Origin of the sequence: Streptomyces sp. NBC_01463, assembly GCA_036227345.1 — a bacterium.
Classification (GTDB): domain Bacteria; phylum Actinomycetota; class Actinomycetes; order Streptomycetales; family Streptomycetaceae; genus Streptomyces.
Genome location: CP109468.1, coordinates 3135714 through 3151498, shown reverse-complemented (window position 1 = coordinate 3151498; position 15785 = coordinate 3135714). Strand labels below are relative to the sequence as shown.

The window sequence follows — 15785 nt, the reverse complement described above, 5'->3', positions numbered from 1 at the left end:
GGCCGGCCCAGCACCGCGTGCCTTCCTGACTACGGGAACGACACCACCTGCGACGGGACGGTGGACGTCCCCGAGGTGGGCGAGCCCGTGTCGTTGATGACGTGTTCGTACTGGCCCTGGCCGCCGAGGGAGACGACGAGCAGGTCGTGGAACTTCACGCCGGGCTTCACCGGTGCCTCGAAGCCGTGGCCCTGAATGATCGTCGGGTCGACGTTGTAGTAGCAGTAACTGCCCAGCCCCCAGCCCTCGTGGGTGGTGACGGAGTCGTCGACCTTGTAGGCCGCGAACCCCTTGGTGTCACCGTTCTGGACGGCCGCCTGGTTCGGGGCGTCGTACGACTTCTCGTTCTGGAAGAAGATCGTCTTGCCGTTCTCGCCGGACCACCGCACGTCGTACTTGTTGAAGTGTTCGACGAACAGGCCGGTCGCCAGGACGTTGTCACCGTTGACCTGGAGGCCGTAGTCCGAGCGGTTGGTCTCCCAGCCGACGCCCTCGCCGTGGTCGGCGCGCCACAGCCAGGTGTGGTCGATGATCGTGTCGTTGCTGTTGACGACCATGCCCGTGGTGGCCTTGCCGGCACCGGCGCCGCCGACCCGGACGAACACGTCCTGGAGCGAGGTCGGGTTGTCGGCGTGGCTCGCGGACGCACCCTCCGGGCCGACCTCGATCAGCGAGTCGGAGTTGGTGGGACCGGCGTCGACGAGCAGTCCGGCGAGCTTCACGCCGTCCACGTCACCGACCTTGATGGCGGTGACCCCGTTGTCCGGGATGATCGTCGCGAGCCCCAGACCGAGTGCCACGGTGTTGGCGCGGTCGATGTTGATCGTCTGGTCGACGTGGTAGACGCCGGGCGTGAACAGCAGGTGCAGGCCCTGCTGCACGGCCGCGTTGATGGTCTCCGCGGTCGCGCCGGGCTTCACCACGTAGAACTGGTCGAGCGGGATCGACTCGCCCTGCGGAGTGCCGTTGGCCCAGGAAACGCCGCGCGCGTTGGTGCGCTTGGCGGGCACGAACACCTTGTAGTCGTCGCCGTCCAGGTAGAGGAAGGGCTTCTCGCGGGAGACCGGGGTGTTCTCCAGCGTGGTGTAGGGCGGCTCGGGGAAGCCCTGGGCGGGGGCGCCCTCGACACCGGAGAACGTCATGTTCCAGACGCCGTTGCCCCAGCTGCCGATGGAGCTGTCCCGGGTGTACCACTGCTGCTGCGAGTACGGCCCGACCTGGCCGTCGATCTTGCTGTCGGCGATGTACCCGCCGCTCGCCCAGCCGTACCCGTCGGGCGCCAGGTTCAGCCCGCCCTTGACGTGCATCCGGCGGAAGGGCGCGGCCTGCGAGACGGCCCAGCGGTCGGTGCCGCTCACGGGGTTGAGCGCCAGGTTCTCCGCGGACCGCCAGAAGTTCTGCGTGGCGTTTCCGTTGAACCAGCCCGCGTCGACGGTCACATCACCGTTGAACGTGGTGTCGTCCGGGTTCAGCCCGAGCCCGGCGATCGAGGTGTAGAACCCGATCTGGGCGTTGAGGTTGTCGTACGTGCCCGGCTTGAACATCAGCGCGTAGCGGCCGTCACCGAACTGCGCCGACTCCTGCTTCTTGAACACCTCGTCGACCTTGGCCTGGATGTCCGGCATCGACGGATCGAACACCATGACATTGGGCCCGAGGTCGCCGCCGCCCTCGACGGCCTGCGCGTCCTCGCCGAAGGCGGTCTGCGCCGTGGGGACGGCCATCAGCAGCGAAACGGCGAACGCGGCGAACCCGAACGAGCGGGTCCGGCGCCGGCGCCGGGAGGTGGTGGGGGCTCCCGTGGGGGGAGTTGTCGGGGGTTCCGTGGGGGGAACATGCATGGGAGTACGTCTCCTGAGTCGTGGTACGGGTGACACGACGAGCCTGCCGTAGAGCCTAGAGAGCGCTCTCCGACGAGAGTTGATGCTTCCGCCGTCACCTGGGAAACGTCAAGAGGTGTGCAACAGAAGCCTCGTCCAACCTCTCCTGGCGCAACAATTAACGCCAGCAGAAAGGCAATTGACCCGCTCTGCGCTCAGTTAGGAGTGCGGTTGGCTTCAGGAGATTGACGAGATCGTCCGGCCGGGTCGCCCGCCTTTCCGGGCCGGGCGACCCGGCCGGTTCCGGCATGCCGCCCGCCGCCGGCGGACGAGCGGCGCCGGGCGGCCTCAGGCCATGACGACCGAGTAGCTGTCCAGGGTGACCCAGGTGATGTCGTTCGAGGCCGTGGCGCCGAAGACGGTGATCTTCCCCGCGGTGTTGACCTCCACCCGGCAGGAGTTGATGCCGAGCGAGTTGTTGCGCGGGCAGACGCCGCGCATCGTCTTCGGCACCGTGATGACCGAGGGCAGGGTGCCGAGCACGGTGTCGCCCGTGAAGGCGCAGGTGAATCCGCCGCGCATCTGCAGGAAGTCCGTGCCGGCGATCTTCACCACGCGGGCGGCCGGGGCGTCGGCGGCGGCGGTGGCGCCCGCCGCGAGGACGAGCGGCTGCCAGTCCTGGACGACGCTGATTCCGCCGGGCACGTCGGCCGCGGCGGCGGGGGCGGCGGTCATCGGCGCGCTGACCGCCGCTGCGGGAACGGCCACGGCTGCGGTGAGCAGGGCGCGGCGGCTGGTACGGCTCTGGGGCATGGCTGATCCTCCGGGATCGTGGAACGTTGACGTGGCTGGGCGACGGGCGGGCGTCAGAGCCAGGCGGCCGAGAAGTTGTCGAGGCCGATCCAGGAGATCCTGTTGTCCGCGGTCGGGCCGAACACCGAGAGCTGTCCGGTGGAGTTGGCCTCGACCCGGCAGACGCAGCGGCCGTCGTGGTTGTTGCGGGTGACGTTGGCCCGGACCGTGCGGCTGGGCGTCAGTGCCGGCGGGAGCTGCGCGAACCGGCCCTCGGCGGTGAGGTCGCAGTCGAAGCCGCCGCGGAGCTGGAGGTACGTCGTCCCGGCCAGGTTCACCAGCCGCCCGCGCGGGCTCATCGCGCCCGTCTGCGCGGTCACCCCGGGCGCGGGCGCGATGGCCGTCCAGCCCGTCAGCAGTTTCACGCCCTGGACCGGGGCATCCGTGGAGAGGAAGCAGATCGTCTCCTCGCGCGGCGTGGTGTGGCTGCCGCTGAAGCCGAAGAGCAGCCGTGCCTCGTCGCCCATCGGCTCGATGCACAGGCCTTCCGGCTCCCGGCGGTCCAGCCCCGGTACGGCGGTGATGTGCTGGGGCCCCGCCACGACGGAGCCGTCCGACCAGGAGAGGGCGGTGAGATGGGCGTTGTCCTGGTCGGGGCTGCCCGTGTAGAGGTAGAGGTACTCGCCGAGCGACGCGAAGCCCTGGAAGGTGTCCCAGAGCGTGGGGACCTCGGCCTTCGAGGGGTGCGGGATCGTCCTGGTGGCGTTCCAGGTGACCTCGCCCGTGACCGGGTCGATGGGGTACTGGCTGTAGAAGTACCCCTGGGCGGTCTGGTACCTGACCGTGAGGCGGTCGTACACGGGATCGACGTTCGGAGCGGTGAAACGGGCATCCGCCGTGGGACGGAACGGCGCCGAGACGACCGAGGACGTCATGGTGACCGTCTGCCCCGGCAGATACGGCACCCGGGCCACGCGGGTCCCGAACTCCTTGTACAGCGGCCCGGCTTCCGTCCACAGGTACGTCTTGCCGCCGATGTGCTGTGCGCCGACCTGATAGCCGTGACCGAAGCCGTTGAGGTGCATGCAGTCGACCGGGCGGCCGGTCGTGCGGTTCATGCGGTAGACGCACAGGTTGCCGTACTCCAGGGCGTCCCGGATCTGTACCACGAAGAGGTCGTGCGTGACCGGATCGACGGCCATGGCCTGACCCGCCCGGGTGTGCGTCTCATGGTCGAGCGGCGTGCCGCTGAGGATGCGGCCCCAGGGGCCCGCCAGGTCTATGAGGTCCGAATGTGCCACGAAGAAGATCCCCCTCCCTTGCGGCCCGGTGTGGACCGCACGGCGGTGATCGTATGCGGTTCTCCCGGCACTCGGTGTGCGTTTTCCCTGGTGGGCGGGGGCGGGAGGCGGCCGCGGGCGCGTGCGCGGACGAAGGGGGGAATCACCTGGCCGGCACCTTGGTCAGGTGGGGTGCCGGCCAGGAGTCATGGGGAGGGCGCGGGTCAGGAACGTGCCCCGGGAGCCCGGGTGATGCGGGCGATCGCCTCGACGGTCAGGGCCCGGTCGTGGGGTTCGGTCTCCAGCGCGCGGTGGATGGACAGGCCCTCGATCAGCGCGTCGAGCTGGCGGGCGGTCGCCGGGTCGAAGTGCCACTCCAGCGCGACGCGGCTGCGGCGCATCCACTCCCGGGTCAGCTCGCGGTAGGCGGGCTTGCGGGCGGCGAGGGTGTACAGCTCGTGGGTGAGGACGAGCTCGCGCTGGTTGCCGCCGGACAGGTGGTGGACCAGATCGGCGACCGCCGCCCGCGCCTCGTCGGGCGTGGTCGCGGCGCCGAGACGCTCCTCGAAGACGGCGACGATGCTGCTGGAGAAGCGGATGAACGCCTCCCGCAGCAACTCGTCCATCCCGCCGAAGTGGTACGTCATCGAGCCGAGCGGCACACCGGCACGCGCGGCGACCTTGCGGTGCGAGGTCCCGGCGACCCCTTCCTCCGCGATCAGGTCGAGCGCGGCGGCGATGATGCGCTCCCGCCGCTCGGGGTCGTTCTGTCCGGTCGCCACGGTGTTTCCTTCTGCCGAGAGTTCTAGATCGAGCGGATCGCCCGGGCCGGATTGCCCACGGCGACCACGTTGGCGGGGACGTCCTTGGTCACGACGGCTCCCGCGCCGATGACGCTGTTGTCCCCGATGGTCACCCCGGCCAGCACGATCGCGCCGCCGCCCAGCCAGACATTGTCGCCGATCGTGATCGGCCGGGCCGCCTCCAGCTTGTCCCGGCGCGGCTCCGGCTCCACCGGATGGGTGGGTGTGAGCAGTTGGACGTTCGGCCCGATCTGGCAGTCGCGGCCGATGGTGATCGGGGCGACGTCCAGCGCGGTGAGGTTGTAGTTGATGAACGTGTCCTCGCCGACCGTGAGGTACGAGCCGTAGTCCACGTACAGCGGCGGCCGGATGTGCGCACCGGCGCCCAGTCCGCCGAGCAACTCGGCGACGACGGGCTGTGCGGCGTCGGGGTCCTCGGTGTAGGCCGCCAGATACCGGGCGGCCAGCCGTACCGCCCGCCGCTGGGCCTCCACGATGGCGGGGTCGTCGGCGATGTAGAGGTCCCCGGCGAGCATCCGCTCATGGTTCGTACGCGGGTCTCCCGCGAAGTGGTCCGTCATGGGTACGATCGTACACTCCAAGGGCGTACGATCGTACGCTCCTGCTGAACCCCTCCTGGACTGCCGAGGCCCGCTGTCATGGATGCCGCAACACGCCGCCGGCGTACCGCCCTGTTCCTCTTCATGCTCGCCGCCGGGGCCGGCATGGCCTCATGGGTGGCGCGCACCCCGGCCGTCCGGGACGGACTCGACGTGTCCACCGGCGCGATGGGTCTGGTGCTCTTCGGCCTGTCCACCGGTTCGATGGCCGGCGTGACCGCCTCCGGCCCGCTCGTACGCCGTTACGGAGGCCGGACCGCGATCACCGTCGGCGCGGCGCTGATCGTCACCGGGCTGCTGGTCGTCGCGGCGGGCACCGGCCTGGCGCTTGCGGGCGGGGTCTTCTGCGGACTGGCCCTGTTCGGCGGCGGGATGGGTCTCGCCGAGGTCGCGTTCAACATCGAGGGCGCCGACGTGGAGCGGGTCATCGGCCGTCCCGTACTGCCGGTGCTGCACGGCTGCTTCAGCCTCGGCACCGTCGTCGGAGCACTGCTCGGCATGGCGATGACCGCGCTCGCGTTCCCTGTCGGATGGCATCTGACGGCCGTCTCGGTGCTCGTGGCCGTCGCCGCGGTCGTGGCCGTGCGCGCGATTCCGCACGGCACGGGCAAGGAGGCGGCCGGGACCTCCGGACCGGGCGGGTGGCGGGGTCAGCTGACGGTGTGGCGGGACCGGCGCCTCGTCCTCATCGGGGTGATCGTGCTCGCCATGGCCTTCGCGGAGGGCGCCGCCAACGACTGGCTGCCGCTGCTCATGGTGGACGGCTACGAGGTGAGCGCCACCGCCGGTTCGCTGACCTTCCTGGTCTTCGCGTCCTCGATGACGCTCGGCCGCTTCGCCGGCGGCCCCCTCCTGGAGCGCTTCGGCCCCGTCCGGGTCGTCCGGATCAGCGCGGTCGTCGCCGCGCTGGGCCTGGCGGTGGTGATCGTCTCGCCGAGCCCGGCGATGGCGGGCGCGGCCACGGTGCTGTGGGGGCTGGGCGCCTCGCTCGGGTTCCCGGTCACCGTGTCCGCCGCGGGCGACCACCCGCACCACGCGGCGGCACGGGTCGGCGCGGTCTCCACCGCGGGCTATGTCGCCTTCCTCGTCGGCCCGCCCGCGCTCGGCTTCCTCGCCGACCACATCGGACTCCGCCTCACGATGACCGTCGTCCTCGCCCTGCTGATCGTCGCCTCCACCCTGGCCGGGGCGCTCGCGCGCGTCCCGCACGCCGACGCCGACGCCGAGCCCGACGCGCGCGACGACGCCGAGCCGGGCGCCGCACCCGTCACACCCTGAGTTCCGCCCCCTCCGCCTCCTCCCAGACCTCGGTGCTGCGCGCCGCGACCAGCGCGCCGATCCGCGCCAGCGCCTCCGCGGCCGGCATCGGGTCGAGCCGGCGCCCGTCGCGCAGCCGCAGCGCCACCCGGTCGCCGGCGGCCTCCGCCGCCCCGATGACCGCCTGGTACGGCACCAGCCTGGCCTCCCGGATGCGGGCGCCCAGGCTGCCGCGGTCCCGGCCGGCCACCTCCGCGCGCAGCCCGAGCGCGAGACAACGGCGGGCGAGGTCCTCGGCGTTCGGCAGCTCCCCGTCGGAGACGGGGAGGATCGCCACCTGGGTGGGGGAGAGCCAGGCGGGGAACGCGCCGCCGTGCTGCTCGACGAGATGGGCGACGGCCCGCTCCACACTCCCGATGATGCTGCGGTGCACCATGACCGGCCGGTGTTTCGCCCCGTCGGCGCCGATGTAGTGCAGATCGAACCGCTCGGGCTGGTGGAAGTCGATCTGGACGGTCGACAGGGTCGACTCCCGGCCCGCCGCGTCGGCGACCTGCACATCGATCTTCGGACCGTAGAACGCCGCCTCACCCCCGGCCGGCTCGTACGGCAGCCCGGAATCCTCCAGGACCTCGGTCAGCAGCGCGGTGGAGCGCTGCCACATCTCCGGCGCTGCGACGTACTTCCCGCCCGGCCCCGGCAGCGAGAGCCGGAAGCGGGCCGGGCGGATGCCGAGTGCCTCGTACGCCCGGCGGATCATGCCGAGCGCGGCCCGCGCCTCGTCCGCCACCTGGTCCAGGGTGCAGAAGATGTGCGCGTCGTTCAGCTGGATGGACCGCACCCGGGTCAGTCCGCCCAGCACGCCGGACAGCTCGGAGCGGTACATGCCGCCCAGCTCGGCCATCCGCAGTGGCAGTTCGCGGTAACTGTGCGCGCGGGAGCGGTAGATGACGGCGTGGTGCGGGCACAGGCTGGGCCGCAGCACGACCTGCTCGGCGCCGAGGTCCATCGGCGGGAACATGTCGTCGCTGTAGTGCGACCAGTGCCCCGAGATCTCGTACAGCTCCCGTTTGCCGAGCACCGGCGAGTACACGTGCCGGTAGCCGGCAAGCCGCTCCTCGCCGCGGATGTACTCCTCCAGGGTGTGCCGCAGCGCGGCCCCGTCGGGCAGCCAGTACGGCAGCCCCGCGCCGATCAGCGGGTCGGTGTCGAACAGCTCCAGCTCGCGGCCGAGCTTGCGGTGGTCGTGCATGGCGGTCTCCTCGCGTACGGAGGGCGAGTGACCGCAAGCAGAAGCCCCGGGGCACTCGCCCCGGGGCTTCGGACTGGTCATCAGTCAGCGCGCCGGGACACTCTCCGGCGTCGTCGTCATGGCAGCGCGCTTCATGCGGAGGAAGCTAGCAGGGGACCGCGGTCCGGTGCGCGGGGTTTTCCGCCGGCCGCGGCGGGGGAGCACGTCGGCTCACTTCCTCTTCGCCGAGTCGAGGTGGGCGAACACGACCACGTTGTCCTCGTAGTCCTTGGCCTTCTTGTCGTAGTTGCCGCCGCACGTGATCAGCCGCAGCTGGGCGTCCGGCGTGTCCGCGTAGACCCGCTTGTCGGGGAACTTCGCCTTGCTGAACGTCTCCACGGTGTCCACCTTGAACGTGGCCACCGAACCGTCCGCGCGCGTGATGTCGACCGTCGCTCCCGGCCGCAGGAACCGCAGCTGGAGGAAGACCGCGGGCCCGGTCATCGTGTCGACGTGGCCCGCGACGATCGACGCGCCGCGTTCACCGGGCGTCACACCGTCCTTGAACCAGCCGGCCAGGTTCCGGTCGTTCGGCGGCGGGGCGTCCAGGCGGCCGGAGGCCCCGATCGCCAGCGGGGTGAAGGGCGCGTCCACGGCGATGGCCGGGATCTTCAGCCGCGTCGGCAGGGAACGGGGCAGGGCCGGCGCCACGCTCGGGCCCGGGGTGGCCTGCCGGGGGACGGTGACGGCCGGTGAGGACGCGGGGACCGGTGCGGCCGGGGCCGCCGGGGCAGCCGGGGCCGGGGCGACCGGCGCCGCGGCCGTGAACGGAGCGGGTGGTTTGTCGTCGGCCGAGGGGCCGATGGAGTTGTAGATGAGGAGCATGCCGAGGCCGGCCACTGCGGCGGGCCAGAGGAGGGCGCGGCCGAGCGTGACGGTGTCGGAGGCAGTCCGGGAGGAGGGGGAACCGGGCGACTGCGGGGCGGCCATGGGAACGTGCCTTTCGTCCGAGCGGTGCGGTGGGGGAGCGGACCGGGGCCCGGCGAGCGGTCAGGTCACGCGAGCCCGACCTGACCGGACGAGAGGCACCGGGGGAAAACGAAGGCGCCGCGGCCGCCGTCCGAAAGGGGACGGCGGCCGCGACAGCGGAGCGACCGGTGTGCGCGGGGGCCGGTCAGGCCATCGCGCCACCCGTCGCCTGACGGCGGCGCACCTTGTACGCGCCGACACCGACACCACCGAGGAGCAGCAGCGAACCGGCCGCAAGACCGCCGCCGGTCATGGCCATCGCGCCACCGCCGGTGTGGACGCCGCCGCTGGGCTTGTCCTTCTTCCAGCCCTCGTCGCTGTTCTCGCTCTTCTCGCTCTTCTCGGACTTCGACGACTTGTCGGTCTTGCCGCCCTCGTCACTGCCCGGCTGCCACTCCTTGGCGACCGTCATCGACAGGGCGCCGCCACCTGTGTGCACGCCGCCGTTGGGCTTGCCCTCGTCCTTGTACTTGCCGCCCTCTTCGTCGCTGTCCGGCTGCCATTCCTTGGCGACCGTCATCGACAGCGCGCCGCCGCCCGTGTGGACACCGCCGCTGGGCTTCTCCTTCGTCCAGCCCTCGTCGTCGGACTTGCCGCCCTCGTCGTCCTTGCCGGGCTGCCACTCCTTGGCGACCGTCATGGACAGGGCGCCGCCGCCGGTGTGCACGCCGCCGCTGGGCTTGTCCTTCTTCCAGCCCTCGTCGTCCGACTTGCCGTGCTCCTCGGACTTGCCGTGCTCGTCGCCGGCGACCGTACGGGCCAGGGCGCCGCCGCCGGTGTGGACGCCGCCGTTGGGCTTGTCCTTCGTCCAGCCGCCCTCGTCGCTGCTGGAGGACGAACCGCTGTCGTGCTCCCAGTCGCCGGCCGTCATGGCGTAGGCGGAGGGAGCGGTGATGGTGAGGACCGCCGTGACGGCGGCCGAGGCGAACAGTGTGCGGGCAGAGCGCATCTGAACACGTTTCCTTTCGTCGCGACTGCGAAGAGTGACGGAGCGTCTACTCGGAGTGGCGCAGTGGCTACGTGATCCACCGTCAGCCCGGACCCCGGAGCGCGCCATCGGGGAGCCCCGCATTGGAGCTACGGCATGGGCTCATCGAGTGGCGAAGAACGGATAATCACCCGTTGGACGGCACGCCGCGCCGGGGTGAGGTTTGGACGGCGCCGGATCCCCCGTTCGCTGACGGCCTCTCACCGCCCGGCCCCTCGCGGGGTCCCGCTAAATGGTTTGCACCGCCGGCCGGCCGGCTGTTGTACTCGCCGTATCAGCCGACAGGACCAGGAGATATCGATGCGCCGATCTCACATGTTCGTCTCGACGGGAATTCACCTCACCCCTGAGAACATGGAGTTCTGTGCACACGCTCAATCTCGGAATTCTGGCGCATGTCGACGCCGGTAAGACCAGCCTGACCGAGCGGCTGCTCCACACCGCCGGAATCATCGACGAGATCGGCCGCGTCGACGACGGGAACACGCAGACCGATTCCCTCGCGCTCGAACGTCAGCGCGGCATCACCATCAAGTCCGCGGTCGTCTCGTTCGCCCTCGGCGACGTCACCGTCAACCTGATCGACACGCCCGGCCACCCGGACTTCATCGCCGAGGTGGAGCGGGTGCTGAGCGTGCTCGACGGCGCCGTGCTGGTCGTCTCCGCCGTGGAAGGGGTCCAGGCCCAGACCCGCGTCCTGATGCGGACGCTCCAGCGGCTGCGCATCCCCACGCTCGTCTTCGTGAACAAGACCGACCGGGCCGGAGCCCGCTACGAACAGGTGCTGCGCGCCGTTCACGACAGGCTCACCCCCCACGCGGTGGCGATGGGCCCGGCCGTCACCGGCCTCGGCACCCGCGCCGCGCACAGCGTGCCGTACGCCGACGACGACCCCCGGCTCACGCGGCGGCTGACGGACCTGCTCACCGAGCACGACGACGCCCTGCTCGGCGCGTACGTCGAAGGCGGCGAGGAGCTCGCACCCGCCCGGCTCCGCGCGGAACTGGCGGCGCAGACCGGACGGGCCCTGGTCCACCCGGTGTACTTCGGCTCGGCCGTCACGGGCGCCGGTATCGACGCCCTGAGCCGCGGCATCAGGGAACTGCTGCCCGCGGCCGGCGGCGACGCCGAAGGACCGGTCTCCGGGACCGTCTTCAAGGTCGAGCGCGGCCGGGCCGGCGAGAAGCTCGCCTGGGTCCGGATGTTCTCGGGGACCGTACGGACCCGCGACCGGCTGCCGTTCGGGCAGGGACCCGAAGCCGTGTCCGAGGGCAAGGTGACCGGCATCCGGGTCTTCGCCGACGGCACGGACACCGGCCGCGCCTCGGCCGGTCCGGGACAGATCGCGAAGCTCCAGGGGCTCGGCGGCATCCGGATCGGCGACGCGGTCGGCGACACCCGTGCGGCGGCCACCGGTCACTACTTCGCCCCGCCGACCCTGGAGTCCGTCGTGGTGCCCGCACCGCCCGCCTCCCGGGGCGAACTCCATTTCGCGCTCTCACAGCTGGCCGAGCAGGATCCGCTGATCAATCTGCGCCAGGACGACATCCGTAAGGAGGTCTCCGTATCCCTCTACGGAGAAGTGCAGAAAGAGGTCATCCAGGCGACGCTCGCGGACGAATGCGGAATCGACGTCACATTCCGCGGAACCACGACCATCTGCCTGGAGAAGCCGTCCGGAACCGGTGCCGCGTTCGAGATCATCGACAAGGACGACAATCCGTTCCTGGCGACGGTCGGACTGCGAGTCGACCCCGCACCGCCCGGCAGCGGGGTGACCTACCGGCTGGAGGTGGAGCTCGGCTCCATGCCGTACTCCCTGATGAGGGCGGTCGAGGAGACCGTCGTCGACACGCTCGCGCAGGGGCTGTACGGCTGGCGGGTCACCGACTGCACGGTCACGATGACGCACTCCGGCTACTGGCCCCGCCAGAGCCACTCGCACGCCGTCTTCGACAAGTCCATGTCGAGCACCGCGGGGGACTTCCGCAATCTGACCCCGCTGGTCCTGATGGCCGCGCTCGGGCAGGCCGGGACGACGGTGTACGAGCCGATGCACCGCTTCCGCCTCGAACTCCCCGCGGACACGCTCGGACCGCTCCTGCCGGCCCTCGCCCAGCTGGGGGCCGTCCCCGGCGCTCCGGCCGTCGACGGCGCACGCTGCGTCCTGGAGGGCGTGATCCCGGCCGCCCGGGTGCACGGACTCCAGCAGCGGCTCCCGGGGCTCACCCGGGGCGAAGGGGTGCTGGAGACCGCCTTCGACTCCCACCACCCCGTCACCGGCACCGCCCCGCGGCGCTCCCGCACCGACCACAACCCGCTCGACCGGAAGGAGTACCTGCTGCACACGGTGCGGCGGTCCGGCAACGGCGCGGACTGACGGCGACCGCGGCCCGGCGCGCCGTCAGTTCAGCAGCGCCCGGGCCGCCCGCGCACTCCGGCGCACCGCCTCCGCGGCGGCCGGCTCCACCTCCGCCACCACCTCCGCGTACTCCTCCATCTCCGCCGCCCCGCGCAGGAACTCCCCGCTCTGCACCAGCAGCTGCGCCCGCTCGTAGCGCAGCCGGGCGGGGTGCGCGGGCAGGAGCAGCGACAGCTCCACCGCCCACAGCGCCACGTCCGTGCGCTCCGGGCGGGCCGCCGCCCACGCCCGGATGTTGTTCAGGATGCGCAGCACGACCTCCAGCGGCTGCGCCGGCACCAGCATCGACGGCTCAAGCGCCTCCCCGGTCGCGCCCGCCACCAGCAACTCCGCGTCCTGGCCCGTCAGCGGACGGCCACCGGCGAACGGATCCGCCAGCACCCGCTCCGCCGGATCGCCGAAACCGACCACGAAGTGACCCGGCAGCGCCACCCCGTACACCGGGGCGCCCGCCCGCCGTGCCACCTCGATCCACACCACCGACAGCAGGATCGGCAGCCCGCGCCGCCGCCGCAGCACCTCGTGCAGCAGCGAGGACTCCAGGCGCTGGTAGTCCGCCGACGCGCCCTCGAACCCGTACCGCTCACCCAGCAGTTCCGCCAGCGCAGAGGCCCAGACGCGGCCGCCGCGCAGCCCGTACGGCAGCAGACCCGCCAACCGGTCGAGTTCGATCTGCGCCGCGTCGATCCCGTTCGTGTCCAGCGCGGGGTCGGCCTCCGCGCCGATCAGCAGGCAGAGCAGCGCCAGGTCGGGCCGCTCGGCCCGCGCCTCCTCGGCGAACCGGCGGCGCAGCTCCGCGGTGTCGTGCCGTCCGCGAGCCACCGCGCTACACCGCCCGGAAGTGGTGGTACAGGTGGTGGGTCGAGAAGCCCATCCCGTCGTAGAGCGCGCGGGCGGCGTCGTTGTCCGTCTCCACCTGGAGCCACGCGGCCGACGCGCCCTCGTCCATCGCCTGCCGGGCCAGCGCGGTCATCACGGTGGTGGCGAGCCCCTTCCTGCGGTGCCCGGGAGCCACCTCGACGGCCATGAAACCGGCCCACCGCCCGTCCACGACACACCGCCCGATCGCCGCGGGCGCCTCGTCACCCGCATCGCCCGGCACGGTCGCGAACCACACCGAGGGACCGCTGCCAAGCACCGCCGCCACCTCCGGGCCCGGCCGCTGGAAGCGCTGGTAGCGGGCGAGCCAGGAGTCGTCCACCGTGCGGCTCAGCCGTACCCGCGACACCTCCGCCGCCAGATCGCCGATCGGGGCCAGCGCCGCGATCCGCACCTCCGCCGTCACCTCACGCCGCCAGCCGTGGTCCTCCAGCGCCGCGCACAGCTCCTCCTGGGTGTCCCCGCCGCCCGTCACCGCCTGGATGTAGGCGGGCAGCCCCCGGTCGGCGTACCACCGGGTGATCCGCCCGAGCGCCGCGCCGAGCGGCACGCCCGGATCGCCGAGCGGGAGCACGGAGTTGGCGCGCCGGGTGAAACCACCGGCGGCGCGCAGCTGCCAGTCGCCCAGCGGCTCGCTCTCCACCGGCTGCCAGGCGCGCGCGTAGACCGGGGCGAGTTCGGCGAAGGAGGCCGCGGGACCGCGCCTGCGGGCCGGGGCGGCCGGCACGACCTTGCCCGCCACCAGGGCCGACACCGCGATACGGACGGACTCACCGCTCTTCGGTGTGACAGAGAGCACATCATCGTTCCACGATGTGAGAACACCGACCGTGTCGGTGAATTTCGGACCCTGGGGCCCGTCTTCGGTCAGACGCCGGACTGATACCCGTTTGCCCACGTCAGCCGGTGCAATTCGGACCTCCAGCCGTCCGCCCATGGTGAATTCCACAGCTCTGTCCGCCCCTCCTGTTCGGATCGTGCCCGGGAACGGAGATACTAGGTGCGGGCATCGACGACGCCGCGCTCCCGCGCGAGAGCCAACGCCCTACCGAGGAGGAACGACAGCGTGACCTACGTCATCGCGCAGCCTTGTGTCGACGTAAAGGACAAGGCCTGCATCGAAGAGTGCCCCGTCGACTGTATCTATGAGGGCCAGCGGTCCTTGTACATCCACCCGGACGAATGCGTCGACTGTGGAGCCTGTGAGCCGGTCTGCCCGGTCGAGGCGATCTTCTACGAGGACGACACCCCGGAGGAGTGGAAGGACTACTACAAGGCGAACGTCGAGTTCTTCGACGACCTCGGGTCGCCCGGTGGTGCCTCCAAGCTGGGCCTGATCGAGCGCGACCACGCGTTCATCGCCGCGCTGCCGCCGCAGAACCAGTAGCAGCGTCCCGGCACGTGCGTCGCCCCGGTCCCGTACGGCTCGTCCCCGTACGGGACCGCGGTGTTTCCCCCGCCGTGCCAGCCGCATGAACACCCGTACGAGAAAGCAGAGATCCGTGTCCGCAGTCTCCTCCCGCCTCCCGGTCTTCCCCTGGGACAGGCTCGCGCCCTACAAGTCGACGGCCGAGGGCCACCCGGACGGCATCGTGGACCTGTCCGTCGGCACGCCCGTCGACCCGGTGCCCGAGCTGATCCAGCAGGCACTCGTCGCCGCGGCGGACAGCCCCGGCTATCCGACGGTGTGGGGGACGGCCGCACTGCGCGACGCCCTCGCCGGCTGGGTGGAGCGGCGCCTGGGCGCGGTCTCGGTCACGCACGGGAACGTGCTGCCCGTCGTCGGCTCCAAGGAACTGGTGGCCTGGCTGCCGACCCAGCTCGGCCTCGGCGCCGGCGACAGGGTCGCCTACCCGCGGCTCGCCTACCCGACGTACGAGGTCGGCGCCCGGCTCTGCGGCGCCGAGCCCGTCGTCTACGACGACCCGACCGAGCTCGACCCGGCCGGCCTCAGGCTGCTCTGGCTCAACTCGCCGTCCAACCCCACCGGCAAGGTGCTCTCCAAGGACGAGCTGACCCGGATCGTCGCCTGGGCGCGCGAGCACGACGTGCTGGTCTTCAGCGACGAGTGCTACCTGGAGCTGGGCTGGGAGGCCGAGCCCGTCTCCGTGCTCCACCCGGACGTCTGCGGTGGTACGTACGAGGGCATCGTCGCCGTCCACTCGCTCTCCAAGCGCTCCAACCTCGCCGGATACCGCGCCGCCTTCATCGCGGGCGACGAGGCCGTGCTGAGCGAGCTGCTGCTGATCCGCAAGCACGGCGGCATGATGACGCCCGCCCCCGTCCAGGCGGCGACCGTCGCGGCGCTCGGTGACGACACCCATGTCGCCGAGCAGCGCACCCGGTACGCCGACCGGCGCGCCGCCCTGCGCACGGCCCTGGAGGCGCACGGCTTCCGGATCGAGCACAGCGAGGCGAGCCTCTACCTGTGGGCGACCCGCGACGAGCCCTGCTGGGACACCGTGGCGTACCTGGCGGAGCTCGGCATCCTGGTGGCGCCCGGGGACTTCTACGGGCCCGCGGGCGACCGTTACGTGCGGGTGGCGTTCACGGCCACCGACGAGCGCGTGGCGGCCGCGGTCAAGCGGCTGGGCTGAACCACGCGTGAGGGCCTCGGGAGTGCGCACTCCCGAGGCCCTCACGCATGTACGGACGTGACGCGGA

The 15785-nt window shown here is 71.5% G+C and carries 14 protein-coding genes; 4 read left to right on the top strand and 10 right to left on the bottom strand.

Annotated elements, in window-relative coordinates:
• Positions 1 to 29: 29 nt before the first annotated feature.
• From OG521_13710 to OG521_13690, 5 genes are all read right to left on the bottom strand, one after another.
• Complete coding sequence (locus OG521_13710) at positions 30 to 1841, bottom strand: coagulation factor 5/8 type domain-containing protein (GenBank protein WUW21784.1); 1812 nt, start codon at positions 1839 to 1841, stop codon at positions 30 to 32.
• Between the two features lie 327 nt (positions 1842 to 2168).
• Positions 2169 to 2633, bottom strand: a complete 465-nt coding sequence (locus OG521_13705) for a hypothetical protein (protein WUW21783.1) — start codon at positions 2631 to 2633, stop codon at positions 2169 to 2171.
• Positions 2634 to 2686: 53 nt separating this feature from the next.
• Complete coding sequence (locus OG521_13700; protein ID WUW21782.1) at positions 2687 to 3913, bottom strand: hypothetical protein; 1227 nt, start codon at positions 3911 to 3913, stop codon at positions 2687 to 2689.
• A 203-nt stretch (positions 3914 to 4116) separates the two neighbouring features.
• A complete protein-coding gene (locus OG521_13695; protein ID WUW21781.1) occupies positions 4117 to 4674 on the bottom strand; it encodes a TetR family transcriptional regulator in 558 nt (185 codons plus the stop codon).
• A 23-nt stretch (positions 4675 to 4697) separates the two neighbouring features.
• Positions 4698 to 5276, bottom strand: coding sequence for a sugar O-acetyltransferase (locus tag OG521_13690; GenBank protein ID WUW21780.1), 579 nt, complete (start codon positions 5274 to 5276; stop codon positions 4698 to 4700).
• Between the two features lie 78 nt (positions 5277 to 5354).
• On the opposite strand from OG521_13690, the gene OG521_13685 reads away from it, so the two are divergent.
• Positions 5355 to 6593: an MFS transporter gene (locus tag OG521_13685; GenBank protein WUW21779.1), complete on the top strand. Its 1239-nt coding sequence runs from the start codon at positions 5355 to 5357 to the stop codon at positions 6591 to 6593.
• Here the strand turns inward: OG521_13685 and thrS are convergent.
• The 3 genes from thrS to OG521_13670 all read right to left on the bottom strand — a co-directional run bounded on the left by thrS (position 6583) and on the right by OG521_13670 (position 9781).
• Positions 6583 to 7824, bottom strand: a complete 1242-nt coding sequence (gene thrS, locus OG521_13680; GenBank protein ID WUW21778.1) for a threonine--tRNA ligase — start codon at positions 7822 to 7824, stop codon at positions 6583 to 6585. The genes OG521_13685 and thrS overlap by 11 nt on opposite strands.
• 210 nt (positions 7825 to 8034) lie before the next feature.
• Positions 8035 to 8793, bottom strand: a complete 759-nt coding sequence (locus OG521_13675) for a class F sortase (GenBank protein WUW21777.1) — start codon at positions 8791 to 8793, stop codon at positions 8035 to 8037.
• Positions 8794 to 8977: 184 nt separating this feature from the next.
• Positions 8978 to 9781, bottom strand: a complete 804-nt coding sequence (locus tag OG521_13670; GenBank protein ID WUW21776.1) for a hypothetical protein — start codon at positions 9779 to 9781, stop codon at positions 8978 to 8980.
• A 403-nt stretch (positions 9782 to 10184) separates the two neighbouring features.
• Between OG521_13670 and OG521_13665 the strand changes: the two genes are divergently transcribed.
• Positions 10185 to 12200 (top strand): TetM/TetW/TetO/TetS family tetracycline resistance ribosomal protection protein, encoded by a 2016-nt coding sequence (locus OG521_13665; GenBank protein ID WUW21775.1) that lies wholly within the window; start codon positions 10185 to 10187, stop codon positions 12198 to 12200.
• A 24-nt stretch (positions 12201 to 12224) separates the two neighbouring features.
• Here the strand turns inward: OG521_13665 and OG521_13660 are convergent, their stop codons facing one another.
• Positions 12225 to 13064, bottom strand: a complete 840-nt coding sequence (locus OG521_13660) for a transglutaminase-like domain-containing protein (protein WUW21774.1) — start codon at positions 13062 to 13064, stop codon at positions 12225 to 12227.
• 4 nt (positions 13065 to 13068) lie between these two features.
• Entirely contained in the window at positions 13069 to 14070 is a 1002-nt protein-coding gene (locus tag OG521_13655) for a GNAT family N-acetyltransferase (GenBank protein ID WUW21773.1), read from the bottom strand.
• 117 nt (positions 14071 to 14187) lie between these two features.
• Between OG521_13655 and OG521_13650 the strand changes: the two genes are divergently transcribed.
• A complete protein-coding gene (locus OG521_13650; GenBank protein ID WUW21772.1) occupies positions 14188 to 14508 on the top strand; it encodes a ferredoxin family protein in 321 nt (106 codons plus the stop codon).
• Positions 14509 to 14623: 115 nt separating this feature from the next.
• Positions 14624 to 15718 carry a succinyldiaminopimelate transaminase gene (gene dapC, locus OG521_13645; GenBank protein ID WUW21771.1) on the top strand — a complete coding sequence of 365 codons (1095 nt, stop codon included), beginning with the start codon at positions 14624 to 14626 and terminating at the stop codon, positions 15716 to 15718.
• Positions 15719 to 15785 lie beyond the last annotated feature (67 nt).